General features: G+C 41.9%; 16 protein-coding genes. 10 read left to right on the forward strand and 6 right to left on the reverse strand.

Annotated elements, in window-relative coordinates:
* From ACPYIV_RS03130 to ACPYIV_RS03150, 5 genes are all read right to left on the reverse strand, one after another.
* Window positions 1-936: a phosphatase PAP2 family protein gene (locus ACPYIV_RS03130; protein ID WP_425885484.1), complete on the reverse strand. Its 936-nt coding sequence runs from the start codon at window positions 934-936 to the stop codon at window positions 1-3.
* Entirely contained in the window at window positions 933-1616 is a 684-nt protein-coding gene (locus ACPYIV_RS03135; protein ID WP_293740900.1) for a CDP-alcohol phosphatidyltransferase family protein, read from the reverse strand. Before ACPYIV_RS03135 ends, ACPYIV_RS03130 begins: the two co-directional genes overlap by 4 nt.
* A gap of 17 nt (window positions 1617-1633) precedes the next feature.
* Window positions 1634-2140 carry a GtrA family protein gene (locus ACPYIV_RS03140; RefSeq protein ID WP_293740901.1) on the reverse strand — a complete coding sequence of 169 codons (507 nt, stop codon included), beginning with the start codon at window positions 2138-2140 and terminating at the stop codon, window positions 1634-1636.
* Complete coding sequence (locus tag ACPYIV_RS03145) at window positions 2125-2598, reverse strand: phosphatidylglycerophosphatase A family protein (RefSeq protein ID WP_293740902.1); 474 nt, start codon at window positions 2596-2598, stop codon at window positions 2125-2127. The genes ACPYIV_RS03140 and ACPYIV_RS03145 overlap by 16 nt, the downstream gene beginning before the upstream one ends.
* A gap of 183 nt (window positions 2599-2781) precedes the next feature.
* Window positions 2782-4074: an inositol-3-phosphate synthase gene (locus ACPYIV_RS03150; protein ID WP_299363304.1), complete on the reverse strand. Its 1293-nt coding sequence runs from the start codon at window positions 4072-4074 to the stop codon at window positions 2782-2784.
* Between the two features lie 402 nt (window positions 4075-4476).
* Between ACPYIV_RS03150 and ACPYIV_RS03155 the strand changes: the two genes are divergently transcribed.
* Window positions 4477-4722 (forward strand): RNA recognition motif domain-containing protein, encoded by a 246-nt coding sequence (locus tag ACPYIV_RS03155; RefSeq protein ID WP_005635197.1) that lies wholly within the window; start codon window positions 4477-4479, stop codon window positions 4720-4722.
* A 163-nt stretch (window positions 4723-4885) separates the two neighbouring features.
* Complete coding sequence (locus ACPYIV_RS03160) at window positions 4886-6079, forward strand: hypothetical protein (protein WP_425886489.1); 1194 nt, start codon at window positions 4886-4888, stop codon at window positions 6077-6079.
* Between the two features lie 3 nt (window positions 6080-6082).
* On the opposite strand, the gene ACPYIV_RS03165 is transcribed toward ACPYIV_RS03160, so the two are convergent.
* Complete coding sequence (locus ACPYIV_RS03165; RefSeq protein ID WP_293740409.1) at window positions 6083-6328, reverse strand: hypothetical protein; 246 nt, start codon at window positions 6326-6328, stop codon at window positions 6083-6085.
* Window positions 6329-6478: 150 nt separating this feature from the next.
* Here ACPYIV_RS03165 and ACPYIV_RS03170 point away from each other — a divergent pair, with 150 nt between their 5' ends.
* From ACPYIV_RS03170 to ACPYIV_RS03205, 8 genes are all read left to right on the forward strand, one after another.
* Window positions 6479-7078 carry an RNA polymerase sigma-70 factor gene (locus ACPYIV_RS03170; protein WP_293740410.1) on the forward strand — a complete coding sequence of 200 codons (600 nt, stop codon included), beginning with the start codon at window positions 6479-6481 and terminating at the stop codon, window positions 7076-7078.
* A gap of 77 nt (window positions 7079-7155) precedes the next feature.
* A complete protein-coding gene (locus ACPYIV_RS03175; protein WP_425885488.1) occupies window positions 7156-7728 on the forward strand; it encodes a FecR domain-containing protein in 573 nt (190 codons plus the stop codon).
* Entirely contained in the window at window positions 7656-8198 is a 543-nt protein-coding gene (locus tag ACPYIV_RS03180) for a FecR family protein (RefSeq protein ID WP_425885490.1), read from the forward strand. The genes ACPYIV_RS03175 and ACPYIV_RS03180 overlap by 73 nt, the downstream gene beginning before the upstream one ends.
* Before the next feature lie 160 nt (window positions 8199-8358).
* Window positions 8359-11688: a TonB-dependent receptor gene (locus tag ACPYIV_RS03185; protein WP_300762804.1), complete on the forward strand. Its 3330-nt coding sequence runs from the start codon at window positions 8359-8361 to the stop codon at window positions 11686-11688.
* An 11-nt stretch (window positions 11689-11699) separates the two neighbouring features.
* Entirely contained in the window at window positions 11700-13394 is a 1695-nt protein-coding gene (locus ACPYIV_RS03190) for a RagB/SusD family nutrient uptake outer membrane protein (protein ID WP_300762806.1), read from the forward strand.
* Between the two features lie 23 nt (window positions 13395-13417).
* Window positions 13418-14593, forward strand: coding sequence for an FN3 domain-containing metallophosphoesterase family protein (locus ACPYIV_RS03195; protein WP_300762808.1), 1176 nt, complete (start codon window positions 13418-13420; stop codon window positions 14591-14593).
* Window positions 14594-14933: 340 nt separating this feature from the next.
* The gene (locus ACPYIV_RS03200; protein ID WP_217803649.1) at window positions 14934-15443 is read left to right on the forward strand and encodes an RNA polymerase sigma factor; all 510 of its coding nucleotides are present in this window, start codon (window positions 14934-14936) and stop codon (window positions 15441-15443) included.
* A 326-nt stretch (window positions 15444-15769) separates the two neighbouring features.
* Window positions 15770-16273: an outer membrane protein gene (locus tag ACPYIV_RS03205; protein WP_008147456.1), complete on the forward strand. Its 504-nt coding sequence runs from the start codon at window positions 15770-15772 to the stop codon at window positions 16271-16273.
* The last annotated feature ends 19 nt before the right edge of the window (window positions 16274-16292 follow it).

Here is a 16292-nt window from a genome sequence, read left to right on the forward strand (position 1 = left end):
TTATTTAATGTAATTGTAATACCTGTTAAAAAAGTTTTTGAACCAGCCAGTCTTCATCAGCCCCTTTTCGAAGATCAGAATACCTAAGAGGGCGCAACAGATTCCTAATGTTACATCTATAATATAGTGATGCGACGTATAAACGGCTGTTCCCCAAATTCCCAGCATAATGACGGCGAACAGGACAATCACAAATTTATTACATTTATTGATAACCGCATAGCATAGCGCAACAACCATATATGCGGCATGTAATGACGGAACTGCCGCGAATACATTCGCGTTGCGGCCATAGATGGAGTCGAAGATCGAAAGTCCTGTCAATGCATCGAACCTGCCGAGGCCGGCAACATTACCGGGCGTGTTGAGGATAGGTTCGAAACCATAGTTGATTGCATACCAAGGTGGTGCTGCCGGATGGATATAATATCCGGCAAAGCCGATCAGGTTCACGAAAAGGAATACCATCGAATAACGGAGGTACAAATTACGATCTCCTTTCAGGTAAAGCCACAGTCCGAAAGCGATTGGAACCGGAACCCAGCAAAGATAAAATATGCCTGCAAAAAAGTCTGCTATCTGGCAATTGTGTATCGCGAAATACTCGCAAGGAATCAGGATGTTCCCGCTATCGTTTATGCCGAACAAGCTTTTCTCGAGATTATACAGGCTTTCCACATCGATCGGGTTCGCCTCGTAGTTCGGGAAAACGCGCATCCAGTCGTAGGAAATGCCAAAGAGTGCGAAAGGCAACAAGGCTACAGCCAGTTTACGGGTTGTCTTGCTGGCGAAGAAGAGAATCAGATAGAGGCCGACCATGAATACATGCTCCGGGCGCAATCCGATACATACGGCTGTCAGTAAAAGAAACAGGGTTGTCAGAACGATGACGGTTCCTGTCTCTTTCTTTGACGCGAATACAATATTATCTTTCATTCGTTACTTTTGCTGTTCAATAGTTTACGACAATGGTTCAGGCGTGCGAATGCCGTGATGTTGGAGAATACCGCAACGACCAGCAGAGGAATGACAAATATCATGATCGGCTCGAATGTCTCGTTGCTTTCCATCATGGGAGCAAAGATACCGCAGCAAAGTGCGCCCAATCCGGTCAATACCACGCGTTCGGGACGTTGCATGAAACCTACTTTGCATTCAAGTCCCAACCCTTCGGCACGGGCGCGGACATAGCTTACCATCAGTGAGCCGATCAGAGCAATGAAAGCGACGATCGAACTGATTACATATCCCTGATTGATCAGATAGAAGCAGATCCCGAAGAAAACCGTCAGTTCGCTGTAGCGGTCCAGTACCGAATCGTACAAGGCGCCGAACGTGGAACTCATTTTGCCGATACGTGCCACCTGTCCGTCCATCATGTCGAACAACCCGGCAAACAGGATGATGCCGCCTCCCCAGCCGATATAGTAGAAGTCACCTCGTTCTCCTTTCATCCCTGCATAGAGGAATATGCAGGCAGCCACAATATTCAGGATTAATCCTGTCGTCGTAATAAAATTGGGGGTGATCCCAATTTTAATCATTCCATGTACGATCGGGTTGATGATCTTGTAGATCATCTGTTGTAACCAATCTCTAAAAACTTTGAATTTCATATCTTAATATTTTGTTTTTATTTTGAGTTCGCTCTCTGGAAACGACCTCTGATCCTACAGTTCTTGTAGACAAAGACACGTTGCATATTATAGTTCCAAAGAAATCCGACAAGCAGCGAGACTACGATCTTGGAGAAGACGAACAAGTCGTCGATATAATGTTTCAGCGTCTCCTGGACCCAGGGGTTCCTGCTGATCGTTTCCGTCATGAAGTAAATCCCCCAGGTATTCAGTAAGATACTGCCGATCCAGACCAGCAGGTATTTTACCATTACATGCCGTTTCTTGCATTCTTTGGATTTGAATGTCCATTTATAATTAATGACGCAATTCACGATCCCTCCGCAGACAGAACCCGTGAAAGTTGCATACACGTAATAAACTCCAAATAATTTAACCAACAAGATTGTGACCAAAAAATCTGTTGCACTGGCAATCTGCGAAGAAAATTGGGCTCGTATGAACATGAATATCCCGCCTTTCTCCGAAAACGCTTTTGCACTTTTCTTTATCCAATCAACCATCTTGCACCGATTAGCAGGATGAGACTATAGATTCCAGCCAAAATATCATCCATCATTACTCCGACTCCGCCCTCGAGACTTTCCATCTTGCGTATGCCCAACGGCTTGAAAATATCGAACAGGCGGAATAGCGTGAAAGCCGCCAGTGCGTACCACAGGTTACCTGCCGGCGCCGCCAAAAGCGGAATCCAGACACCTACCATCTCGTCTACCACCACCCGCGATGGATCTTCTCCCCAAATGGGTTCGACTGCGTTTGCCGAACGGATCCCGGCAAACGTAAAGAGGATAACCAATAATGCGGTTATAATAAAAAGCAGGGTAGGAGATACGGCGCAAGACAATGCAAGCCAGATCAGTGTAGCTAATAAAGCTCCTGCCGTTCCCGGAGCAAACGGAGAAAAACCGGAGCCAAAGCCTGTCGCTATAATAATATGAATTAGTGGAACTCTTTTCATTCTGTCAGTAAAATGTGTGCAAAGTTATAAAAATAATAAAACTTTCCCCCTTATCCGGGAGAAAGTTATATCGGGAATTCCATGCTGATGGAATTTTAGTTTCATAGGCATGGAACAAAAGTTTCATAGGCATGGAACAAAAGTTTCATCCCTATGAAACTAAATGAGTATTACCTTGAATTTTTAATCCAGATAGCTGGGAGCATCTTCCCCGATCATATTGCGCAACGTCTGTTTAACCATTCTCCATTGCTGGAACAGGTCGTGTACAGGCTGATGTTCGAAGTCGTGCATCGGGCTTTTGCAGAAGAATGACAACCAAGTCTGAATACCACACATACCGGCACGCAGGGCCAGATCGCTGAACAACACCAGGTCAAGTGCGATAGGTGCAGCCAGGATGGAGTCGCGGCAAAGGAAGTTTACCTTGATTTCCATCGGGTAACCCATCCAACCGAAGATGTCGATATTGTCCCATGCTTCTTTATTGTCCTTGCGGGGAGGATAGTAGTTGATACGTACCTTATGATATACGTCTCCGTACAGGTCCGGATATTTTTCGGGTTCGAAGATGTTGTCGATGACGGATAACTTGCTTACTTCTTTTGTCTTGAAGTTTGCTGGATCATCCAAAACTTCGCCGTCACGGTTTCCTAAGATATTGGTCGAGAACCAACCGCTTACGCCTAACATACGGGTTTTGAACATTGGGGCCAGAACTGTTTTCATCAAAGTCTGTCCGCTCTTGAAGTCCTTACCGGAGATAGGTACATTCATCTTTTTAGAGAATTCCCACATAGCCGGGGTGTCTACACACAGGTTGGGAGCACCCATAATGAACGGAGCGCCTTCTGCTATAGCAGCGTAAGCGTAGCACATACTTGGAGAAACTGCTTCCGTGTTATTGTCCTTCATTGCTTTTTCCAAAGCGGCGAGCGACATATGTTCGTCAGACAGCGGAATATAGATTTCCGTACTTGCAGCCCACAGTACAGCGATACGTTCGCAATTGTTGGCTGCCTTGAAATCACGGATGTCCTGGCGGAGTTGTTCAACCATATCCCAACGGGTTGCAGCTTGTTTGATGTGCGTACCGTTCAGGCGTTTTGCCCAGTTATGGTCGAATGCGGCCGGCATCGGTTTAATCGCCGCCAATTCGTCTTTTACGCCGTTCAAGTCTTTTTCTTTCAAAACTTCAGCATACATAGCTGCTTCGTATGCATTATCCGGGAAAATATCCCATCCACCGAAAACGATGTCATTCAGGTCGGTCAGAGGAACAATATCTTTGATCGCTTTTTCTTCTCCGTTTTCCAAACGCATAGTGGCCAACTGCGAGATTGAGCCGATAGGCTTTGCCAATCCTTTTCGTGCAGCCAACGTACCTGTAATCATAGTAGTAGCAACTGCACCACCTACCCCAACAACCAGAATACCAAGTTTACCTTTGGCTTCTTTAACTTCGATTTTTTCCATGTCAAATTAAGTTCAAAATGATTGGGGCAAAATTAGGCTTTCTGGTTGAGACATAAAAGGCTATATGTAGGCTTAATTGGTCAGAAATACTATAAAATAGGCCTTTTTTATGTATTATTGTACCAAAGCCTCTTTTTCTAACTCCCTATGATTATAAGGATTCTCTTCAGGAAAAGTCTTCTTTTATGTGTCTTTTTTGAATTGTTATGAATTAATTTTTCAGTTTTATGGTGTAATATCCATTTTAAATGCTTTCCTTTGTACCCGACAAGCAAAACTGTTTGTGTAGTTCTTTATCTCCGATTTAATATTCATTGCAGAATATGATTTAGCAGACATTGATCTTTCCTAAAAGTTTTATTGTTTCAAATTTTTTTATTAATTATTTTATATCATTTTTGTATGAATATTTACATTGGTAACCTGAACTATCGGGTTAGAGAATCAGACTTACAACAGGTTTTGGAAGAGTACGGTACAGTTGAATCAGTTAAATTGATCATTGACCGCGATACTCGTCGTTCTAAAGGTTTTGCTTTTGCAGAACTTCCTAACGAAAACGAAGCAAGAAATGCTATCGAAGAATTGAACGGCGCTGAATACGAAGGCCGCCAGATGGTTGTAAAAGAAGCAACGCCGAGACGCTAATAGATTAGCATCAAAGTATACGAACGGGGATATAGACAAGATTCTATATCCCCGTTCTTCGTTTATTCCTTTTTAATTGTTACGTTTGCAGCAAAATTTGCAGTTGATGAAAAGTCTTTTAAATATTTCCTGTTTGCGCATTAGCTTGTGCTTTCTGTTCTTTATGGCGGTAACTTCATTTGTCCATACACTTCATTCCCAGGTTCCGGACCGCGTTTTTAAGACGGATTACCGGATCGATCCGGAGAAAAAAGGTGAACTTTCAGTCGAAATAGATAACCTGAGTTTCTTTAAGGATGATGAATATACCGGTTCGTTTATGAAAGGCTACACGTTGCCGGGACTTTGGTTGCAGGCAAAGGCGGTCTATTACCCGTTGGAAATGTTGAAACTCGAAGCAGGTGTTCATCTGCAACGTTTTTGGGGGGCGAATCGCTATCCGAACATGGCTTATCAGGATATTGCTCAATGGAAAGGAGATCAGTATCAGAAAGGTTTTCATGCACTTCCCTGGTTCCGGGCGCAGGTAGCCTTGTCCGATCATGTGGATATCGTGCTGGGAGATTTGTATGGTGCGGCCAATCATAATCTGATAGAGCCGTTGTATAATCCGGAGTTGAATATGATTGCCGATCCTGAGATGGGACTGCAATTGATTTATAACTCTCGCCGGTTCGATTTGGATGCGTGGGTGAACTGGGAGAGTTTTATTTTTAGGGAAGATGTACACCAAGAGGCTTTTACGGTCGGGTTATCTACCCGTTTCAAGTTTAACGATCCGGATTCCCGTTTTCATCTCTATGCGCCTTTACAGGCTTTAGCCCAGCATCGGGGAGGAGAGATCGATACGATCCTGACCAATTCTGTTCAGACGTTGATGAATGGCGCTGTCGGAATTGGAGGCGTGTGGAACACAGGGCATAAGATATTCAAAAACGTAAATGTAGAGCTGGATGTAACCGGCTATTATCAGCAGGCAGGTAAAATATGGTCTTTCGATAACGGTTATGGTGTGTACGCACGTGCGTCTGCGGATATTTATGATTTTCGTGTGAAAACTTCTTATTGGAGATGCCATCAGTTTATTTCCATGTTCGGCAGTCCGTTCTATGGGGCTGTGTCGACATCCGAGGAAGGACTTACCTTCGAAGATCCTTCTATGCTGTATTTCGGTTTGGAGTATTCGCGTGAATTGGGAAAAGGCTTCTCGCTTGGCATCGATCTGGATATATATGAACATCTGCCTGTTGTTTTTCGCGGAACGGAACAAGATGGTTATAAATCGTTTGCTAAAACCAGTTTTTCTGCCGGAATCTATCTACGGGTAAACCCGTCTTTCCTGATAAAGAAATTCTAAGGACTAATAGTTGTCTTGTTTCCTGCCCAGACGGAACAGGATAAAAAACAATGCGGCAATAATAATCCAGTTCGTGACAATCATTGTCGTGAACAGATTGAGTAGTTGTGGAAGCTGGTTTCTTGTGCAATCCGACAATTCGTTGAGGGGACCGCTAAAGTCACCGTACAACCCTATAATCATAATCGCTTGAATTATGAGTAAGATAGTAACCAATCCGACATAGATGTATTTTGTGTAATTATTCATGTCTTTAAAGTATTATCCGCAAAAGTATAAAAAATACCATTGTCTTGCATATTTATCTAAGTAGAATGTCGTTAAATAAGCAATATTTGTGAAAATATTATTATTTTTGTAGACTGAATGCTGATTGAATGGTCTTAAATCTCTGGTAATATGTTTGATATTTCTTTATTGTATGAACTGAAGAAAGGGAATAGGGAAGCCTTTAATGGGGTTTTTCGTTACTACTATCCCCGGATGATGGCTTATGTGGCTTCTATGGTTGAGCAAAAAGCGGCGGAAGATATTGTTCAGGATGTTTTCCTTTATGTTTGGGAGAACCGTGAAAAGCTATATGTCAGTGATGGTTTCCATTCCTATCTTTTCCAATCCGCTTATACCCGTTGCCTGGATTATTTCAAGAAAAACCTCTCAATTGAGAAATATCATTCTGTGACGTACGAGAAATATATGGAAGATTATCAAAACCTGTTGAAAGGCGACAATCCTGTCATAGAAGAACTTTCTGTTAAAGATTTCTATCGTCGTTTATATGAATTGCTGGAACATCTGCCTGCGCAGCGTCGTGAAGTGTTCATTCTTACTTATATAAAAGGGCTGTCGACTAAAGAGATTGCGGAGCAAGTTCAGATACCGCAGCGTACGGTGGAGAGCCATTTGTATCTGGCACTCCGTTTCCTGAAGGGGCACATGTCCAGGAACGACTATTATATGCTTTGCGCTTTCCTTCTTTCGCATGGCATACATGCTTGATGAGATAAACAAAAAAATTTCATTTTAGCTCAGTAGTTTTTTCTTGTCGGTCGTTTAGCCTATATAAAAGTTGAAAAATGGAGTTTGATTACGCACTTTTAGCAAAATATCTGATTGGCGACCTCTCCCGGGAAGAATTGGAGGAGGTGATGAAGTGGCGTGATTTGTCGGCAGATAATGAAACCGTTTTTTCAGAAGTGCTCCGGCTACGTCTTTCGTGGAATGCTGCAAAGTATGCGGATAGCGAGCGGATAAATATGGCTTTGGAAAAGATAAATACACGTATTAACCGGACGAAACGTTTTCGAATCGCCCGTTCCTTCCTGAAATATGCGGCTGTTATTTTGTTGCTCGTTTCATTTTCATCTGTCGGTTGGGATTATCTAAAACCTGAAACTTACGTGACTATAGCTTTGGGAGATAGCGAAGGCGTGAAAAAGGTAACGTTGGATGACGGCTCGGTCGTTTGGCTGAGGGGAAATTCTGTATTGAGGATACCGCAGTCGTTCAGTGCCGCCAACCGGGCGGTCTCCTTGCAAGGAGAAGCATTCTTTGACATCGCAAAGAATGCTTCTCCTTGCAAGGAGAAGCATTCTTTGACATCGCAAAGAATGCAAAATCACTATTTATCGTTGTTACCGATTATGTGAAAGTTGAGGTATATGGAACATCCTTTAATATTAATGTTAACGCTGAAAATAAGTCTGTCGAAACCGTTTTAGTAAGAGGCAGTATCAGTTTGCAAAACCTGAACGGAAAGAAAATCTTGGAAATGAATCCGGGAGAGCGGGTTGCCTATTCCTGGGATGAAAATACCTATTTTACGGATCATGTCGATGTAAATGTTTGTGCGACATGGCGTTTTAACCAATTGGTGTTCGAAAATACCACACTTCGTGAAATCGCTAATCAATTATCAATCAAATATAATGTAAATGTGAACATTGAGTCATTGAAACTGGCTCAACGTAAGTTCCGCTGCGTGATAAATGAAGACGAACGTCTGCCGGATGTGCTGGAACAGTTATGCTATCTGGCGCCGATTACCTATCGAATAGAGAATTCTGAAATTTATATATCTGAAAAACAAACAAAAAAAAGAATGTCTATGGGAAATTGAAATGTAATCTGATGTAAACAGTTCCGTAATATCGGGGATATTCCTTTGCAGCGGTTAATTAAAACGCTGTCCGGTATGGGAAATGCTATTAGCGGGTACGCGTGTATCCGTTAAAAAGTTAACTGATTTTTATAGTACTAACAAAAACGAATCACATGGTATGAATAAAAAAGTATCTATTGCGACATTATCTGCATTCTTAGTCGCAGCATCGCCCGCAATGGCGGTAAATGAAACGAATACTTTGTATGTGAATCTGGAATTGTCTTTGAATAGGACAACTGTAGGTATGGTCATACAAAGTATCAGTCAGCAAACTGGCTATGAATTTTCTTACGACGAGTCTATCTTAAGTAAAGAAATCTCCGAAGTTTCCGTTCGTGTAAAAAATGAGCATATCGAAAATGTTTTAAAGCAAGTCTTTAAAAACACAGATATCTCTTATAGGATAGTCGATAACCGGATTTTTTTGCAAGATAACGCAAAGGCAAAAAGTGTGTCTTTAGCAAGTGTTCAACAAGTTCGGAAGACAATCAGAGGTACGGTTGTCGATAACACCGGCCTTCCCGTCATCGGGGCGAATGTTATCGTAAAAGGAAGTGCCGGTGTCGGTACGGTTACAAATGTCGACGGCGATTTTACCCTGGAGGGCATTGAAGACGGTGCGATATTGATGATTTCCTATATCGGCTATGTAGACCAGCAAGTCTCTGTAGCGAAAGGAAAAACCGATTATAAAATTACAATTCACGAAGATACACAGAATCTGGATGAGGTCGTAGTTGTCGGCTATGGTACGCAAACTAAAGTAAATCTGACAGGAGCGGTGAGCACGATCGGCAAAGACGAGTTGATTAACCGCCCGGTGACGAATGTCTCATCCGCCCTTCAGGGGTTGACTCCCGGAGTAACGATAACATCCGGCACAGGAAGGCCTGGAGATGACGGTTCGACTATCCGTGTTCGCGGGGTAGGTACCTTGAACAACGCTAATCCGTATATTTTGGTGGATGGTATTGAAACCGGGACCTTCGATTCGATCGATCCTAACGATATCGAATCCATTTCTGTTCTGAAGGATGCTGCCTCAGCCGCCATCTACGGTTCCAAAGCCGCCAACGGTGTAATCCTGGTAACGACCAAACGGGGAAAAACTGGTAAAGCGACGGTTTCTTATAATGGTAATGTCAGTTTTTCAAACGTGGCGACTTTAGTCGACCGCTTGAGTTCTTATGACTATGCCCGTTTGTACAATCAGTTGTTGAAGCAGGACGGTGCATCTCCCCGTTTTACGGATGACGACCTTCGTCTATTCCAGGATGGAACAGACCCTTACGGCCATCCGAATACGGATTGGACGGACTACATTTTCCGGACCGGCTTTATGCATAAACACAATCTCAATGTCAGTGGAGGTTCCGATGATGTGAAATATATGGCTTCAGCCGGCTTTTTAGGACAGGAAGGAACGATGAAGAATTCCGACCGTTCTCAGTTCAATCTTCGTACGAATCTGGATATTAAGTTATCAGATAAATTTACGATGCGAACGAATATGGCCTTTATCCATAACCAATACTCCGAACCGAATGCTTCTTACGGAGGTGGCTCGAACCAACTTATATGGCAGGCCAATCGTATAGCTCCTTGGATTCCGTATAAAAAGGAAGATGGTTCTTACGGTTCAATATCAGATGGAAACCCCGCTGCTTGGATCGATATCGATAGTCGGAAATATCACTTGCAACAAAATTTCTCCGGTGTATTGGCCTTTGACTATCATATAATAGACGGACTGACATTTACGTTGCAAGGCGCTTACGTGACGAATATAAAGGAAACGAAGGACTATCGTAAGGAATGTTGGTATGACGACGTTAATTATCACGGACCGGATCAATTGGGAGAGACGATTTCGAGATGGAGTCGTTATACGTTGGATGCCTTGTTGAATTATGACAAAACTTTTAACCAAGATCATCATTTCAAAGCAATGGCCGGTTATAAGGTTGAAAAATATGATTACCGAGAATTGTATGCATTCCGTAAAAGTTTCCCGAACAGCGAAGTGACCGATTTGAACGGTGGTGATTCTTCGACACAAACGAACAGTGGTTATTCCCGTGAATTGGCTTTGCTGTCTTATTTCGGGCGTCTCAATTATGACTATAAAGGCAAGTACCTGTTGGAAGCCAATTTCCGTGCGGATGCTTCTTCCCGTTTTGCAAAAGGTTATCGTTGGGGGTATTTTCCGTCTTTCTCAGCCGGTTGGCGTATTTCGGAAGAAGATTTTATGGAAAATACGAGAGGCTGGTTGCAGTCTTTGAAATTCAGAGGATCTTGGGGCTTACTTGGAAACCAGGATGCCGTATCTGATGAATATTATCCTTATTTGCCTACTTTATATATTGGAAAAAACTTCCCGTTTGGCGGAACGGTTCATCAGGGTATCACGGTCGTAAGCCATAAGGTTACGACTATTTCCTGGGAAAATTCGACAAACTGGGGTATCGGATTTGATGCTAATTTCTTGAACGAGTTTATGCTGAGCGTCGAATATTATAATCGTAAAACATCCGATATTATTATGGATATCCCTGTTTCCGATACATTCGGTATATCAGGAACGTATCAGGATAATAAAGGTTCTTTGCGTAACAGCGGTATGGAAGCAAGCTTCGCCTGGAACCATTCTTTCAATAAAGATTGGAGAATGGGAGTTAATGCGAATTTCTCCTATAACAAGAATAAATTGTTGGATTTGGCCGGTGTCAATGAGATTATCGACGATTATCTGATTAACCGTGTCGGTGAACCCTATCAATCGTTTTATGTTTATGAGGTAGACGGATTATTCCAGAGTGATGAAGAAGCTGCAGCCTATGAAAAGCAATATGGTAATCCGTGGTCGGCTCCCTTCAAGGCGGGTGATTTCCGTATTAAGGATGCAGACGGAGATGGAAAACTTTCCTCGAAAGATCGTGTGATCAAAGGTACGCAACAACCTAAAACGACTTATGGCCTGACGTTGAGTGCAGGATGGAAAAATTTTGATTTATCGGTATTTATGCAAGGTGTGACAGGTACAAATCGTTATTTCACAAGAGATGTTGTCGGCTCCTTTATAGGTGATACTTCTCATCCGAGTACGAACTGGCTGGAGGCCTGGACTCCTGAAAATACGAATACGGAATGGCCTCGTCTGTTCTTGGAAGAAAATTCCGTTAGTGCACCTAATAAATGCCGTTCTTCTTTTTGGGCTATGAATACGGATTATTTGCGTATTAAGAATATCAATTTCAGTTATACGTTCCCGAAGGCTGTTACAAATAAACTGGGAATCGCCAATGCAAAGATCTATTATACAGGCGAGAACCTCTTCACTTTCGACAGTCTGCCTTTCAATGCAGATCCTGAGTCTTCTTCTGGTAATTTGGATATTTATCCGATTAATAAAAGTCATTCTTTTGGTATTAATGTAACGTTTTAAATGATTGCAATATGAAACTAAAACAAATATTAAGTCTCGCACTTTGTTTTGCCGGGGCGGGAGCCTTTTTCTCATGCGATGATTTCTTTGATCTGAATCCAAAGGATCAGTTAACTTCCAATACTTTTTGGAACACCTCCGAGGATGTCGATGCAGCTGTGACTGCTGCATACAATTGGTGGGTTAATAATTATATCGGATCTAAATTCATCTTTTACGAAGATAGCTATTCGGATATAGGTTTCAATTATACGAATGCTTCTAATATGAGAAATATGGGAAGGGGAAGCGTTTCACCTACTGCAGCTCCGAATTACTGGAGGCAGTATGAGACGATACGGCGTTGTAACTTTGTGATAGAAAATATCGATTTGGTTCCGGCTACCGCAATGACGGAGACGAAGAAAAATGATTTTCTGGCACAAGTACGTGCGATTCGTGGATATAGCCACGCGTATCTGGCAACCTGGTACGGGGATGCCGTGATCATGGACTTTGTTCCTGCAACGGCTGACGACGCCAAACTTCCCCGCGAACCGGAAGCGAAGGTGAAAGAGCATGCCATGAACGACCTGATGTGGAGTGCCGAACATATCGCGGAGAAACCGGCCGAAAAGGGACGCGTCGCCAAAGGTACGGTTCTTTCGATGATTGCCCGCTTCAATTTGCTGTGGGGAAATTATACGGAGGCGTTGGATGCAGCCAATAAAGTAATCGCTCTGAACCAGTATGAATTAGACCCTGATTTTCTGAATATGTTTTCCATGGCCGGACAGGATTCGAAGGAAATTATTTGTACTTACGAACATGTTCAAACCACTTATAAATATGGTGATGTGATCCGTTTTTATAACAACTCGGATGGCGGTTGGGCCTCGTTCGTTCCCACGCAGAACATGGTCGATATGTTTGAAATGGCGGATGGCAAGATGATTGATGAAGCAGGTTCAGGCTATGATCCGGTTCACCCGTTCTATAATCGTGATCCGCGGTTGAAAAATACGGTTATCTATTCCGGATTGGATTGGGTGGGCCGTAATAATGTGCCTCGCATTTTCAATACGCTTGACAAGACATTGCCGAACGGTTCTTCTAATAAGGACTATTATACGGCGGCAGACAATGCTTCTCATACCGGCATGTTGTGGGCTAAATATTTGTATCCTAATCAGGGACAATATTCTACATCCATGAACGACGATGCCTTGTGCCCGATTATCTTCCGGTATGCGGAGATATTGTTGACAAAAGCTGAATGTCTGGTCGAATTGAACCAGGATTTGCAGGAAGCTATGAATATCATCGACCAGTTGCGTTTGCGCGGAGGCCATATTGCTGTCGACCGTTCCAAATATAATACACAAGCCAAAGTGCGTGAATTGGTAAGAAGGGAACGCACGATCGAATTGGCCGGTGAAGGTTTCCGCTTTGAAGATATCGTTCGCTGGGACGAATACGACAAGAGCGGAGCCAAAACCGGAAGGAAAGTGGTAGAGGCCGTTATGCCGGGTGACTTGTATCGTCTGTGCGGAACTGTCGACTATGACGAACCGGATCCGGACCGTCGTGCCGTGATCGATGTGAATGCTTCGCGTGAAGACCGTTTGGTCGAGGTGCGTTATTTCGATAAGAAACAGTTCCATCTGCCTATTATGCAGGCAGAGATGGATGCGAACCCTCAATTGGTTCAGAATGACGGCTATTAATAGATCAACCCTATTTATTTGTAATGAAGTATATTAGAAATTTGATATATGCACTTTTGCTCACAGTTGCCACTCAGGTGGCAACTGCGCAGATAAAGATTCTTTACGGACCTTATTTGCAGAATGTAAAAGAGGATGAGGCAACTATTGTCTGGGTGGCGGATAAACCGTCTATTGGTTGGGTGGAACTGGCCCCGAATGACGGAACTCATTATTATGGAGAAGAACGGCCTAAATATTTCGATACGACCAATGGAGTTAAAAACACTTCTTTGCTTCATACCGTAAAGGTAAAAGCTCTGACTCCCGGAACGACCTATCGTTATCGTATCTATTCCCAGGAAGTGTTGTCGCACGAAGGGATTAATGTCGTATACGGACGTGTAGCAGCTTCGGATGTTTATAAAAAGAAAGCGTTGACGTTTACAACTTGCGATCCGGATAAGAAAGAGACTTCTTTTGCGATGATCAATGATATCCACGGGCGTGAAAATATTATCACGAAATTGTTGAACGCAGCCAATTATAAAGATAAAGATTTGATTATTTTCAACGGGGATATGGTTTCGGAATTCAAGGACGAGCAAACGATCTTTAACGGATTTATGAAAGAAAGTATCGATCTGTTTGCCTCGGAAAAACCGATGTATTATGCTCGCGGAAACCATGAAACCCGCGGTGAGTTTGCAACATCGTTCCAGAAATATTTTTCTCCTAAAGAACCCTTTTTGTATTATCTTTTCAGACAGGGACCTGTGTGTTTCATTATGTTGGATACGGGTGAGGACAAACCGGATTCCGATATCGAGTACAGCGGCATAACCGATTATGACGGCTATCGCACGGATCAGGTGGAATGGATGAAAGAATTATACAAAAATGAAGATTTCAAGCAGGCTAAATTTAAAGTTGTCATTGCACATATGCCACCTTCGGCTGATCTCAATATCTGGCATGGGCAAAAAGATGTCTTGAAGAAATTCGTCCCTATCTTGAACGAACTCGGAGTGGATCTGATGTTATGCGGACACCTCCATCGGAATAAATATGAGGAGCCGAGTGCCGGCATCAAATTCCCGGTTTTGGTAAATTCAAATAATAGTGTGGTTTCTGTGGAGACTGATGGCGACCGGATGAATCTGGTTGTGCTTGATTTGGATGGTAAAGTCGTGACAAAAAAGTCATATACGGCAAAATAATCCTCATAATTCAGTATTAATTTATATGAGTGCGGTTACTCGGGTGGAAATCCGAGTAATCGCACTTAATGTATTTAGTCTTATCCGATATTTTATCATATTCTCTTGGTTTTTTATAGAACGATTTCATTTTTAGTGATATAGATAGGTTCTTAGAGATTGCTGTGAATATTTAGTAGGGATCAGGTTTTATAGTAAAAATGTACGAAATCGTCCGATATGTATCTTACAAAGGGATAAAAAACGAATCCAGAGTCTTTTCGGACGAATTTGAACTTATGGATAAAGAGGAGAAGTATAGTTTTGTGGCAGGTAAAATTTTTAACAAAAAAATAAATATATGGATAGGATGCAATTTCAACAAAGACTGGTCGGTCTACAGGAACACATGATGAGTTTTGCCATCAAACTTACTGCTAATAGGGATGACGCTTTGGATCTGTTGCAGGATACGACGCTGAAAGTTTTGGATAATCAGGAAAAGTTTGTAGATAATGTCAATTTTGCTGGTTGGGTTATGACCATAATGCGTAATATCTTTATAAACAACTATCATAAGGTTGTTCGTGTACAGAGTATCGTTGACCAAAATGCGGATTTGTATAATCTGAATGTTCCCAATGATTCCATTTCGGGTTCTCCGGATAAGATTTACCAGATTCAGGAGGTCACAAGAGTTGTTGCTGGGCTCAGTAGTGAGCTTAAAATTCCGTTTTCATTGTATCTGAATGGTTATAAATATCATGAGATAGCAGAAGAACTGGATCTTCCCTTGGGAACGGTAAAGAGTCGTATCTTTTTTGCACGCAAGGAATTACAAAATACACTGAAAGATTACCAATATGCATGAATATGATTGAATACTATTATTTTCAAAACTAATATGAATCTGAAAAAACTTAGGATATTGGTTTTGTTTTTATTAGTAGGAAACAAAATAAAAAATGCTGTTGTTATTCTATAAAAATGTATAGTCTTTATTGCAATAATAGATTTATTTGTAGGTAATTTTTAAAGAAGGAGGGTATTGTTTGAAATAAATTTGTTGGTGATTATTTGTAAATAATAAGCTTAATATGCTTGTGTTTTACGAGAGTAATATCGGAAATAATATTAAAATATGAATTTGATGTTGCTCCAAGTGTTTAAAGAAGTGTATAATTAAAAATTATTCAGATGAAAAAGATTCTTTTTATAGTATTTTTGCTGATAACATCTATTGGCGTTTTTGCCCAAAAAGGAAATTTCTCATTGTTGGGGAATTTTGGTTATCAGACGGATTTTAAACGTGTGATGTTAGGCGTTCAAGGACGGTACAATTTGACGGATCATGTTCGTTTGGCACCGGATCTGATGTTCTTTTTCCCGAAAGATAAAACAACAGGTTTGGATGTAGATGTCAACGCACATTATGTGTTTGATTTGAGTGAAGATCATTTGTCGCTTTATCCTTTGGCGGGATTTAACCTACAAAATAATTTCCAAGGGAAACGGACCGTAAAAGGAGAAGAAGGAGAGGTTACGTTGGATTCGCACAGTTCTACAAATTTTGGTTTTAACGTGGGAGGTGGATTGACCTATAATCTCAATTCGCGTAATTTTCTTAATGTCGAATATAAATATGTCTTTGGCAAAGACAATTCTTCCGTAATAGCATTCGGCTGGGGATATCGTTTTTGATCCCGGCTATTTTTATCAC

The sequence above is a fragment of the Parabacteroides vesiculifaciens genome (assembly GCF_049860805.1).
Lineage (GTDB): Bacteria > Bacteroidota > Bacteroidia > Bacteroidales > Tannerellaceae > Parabacteroides.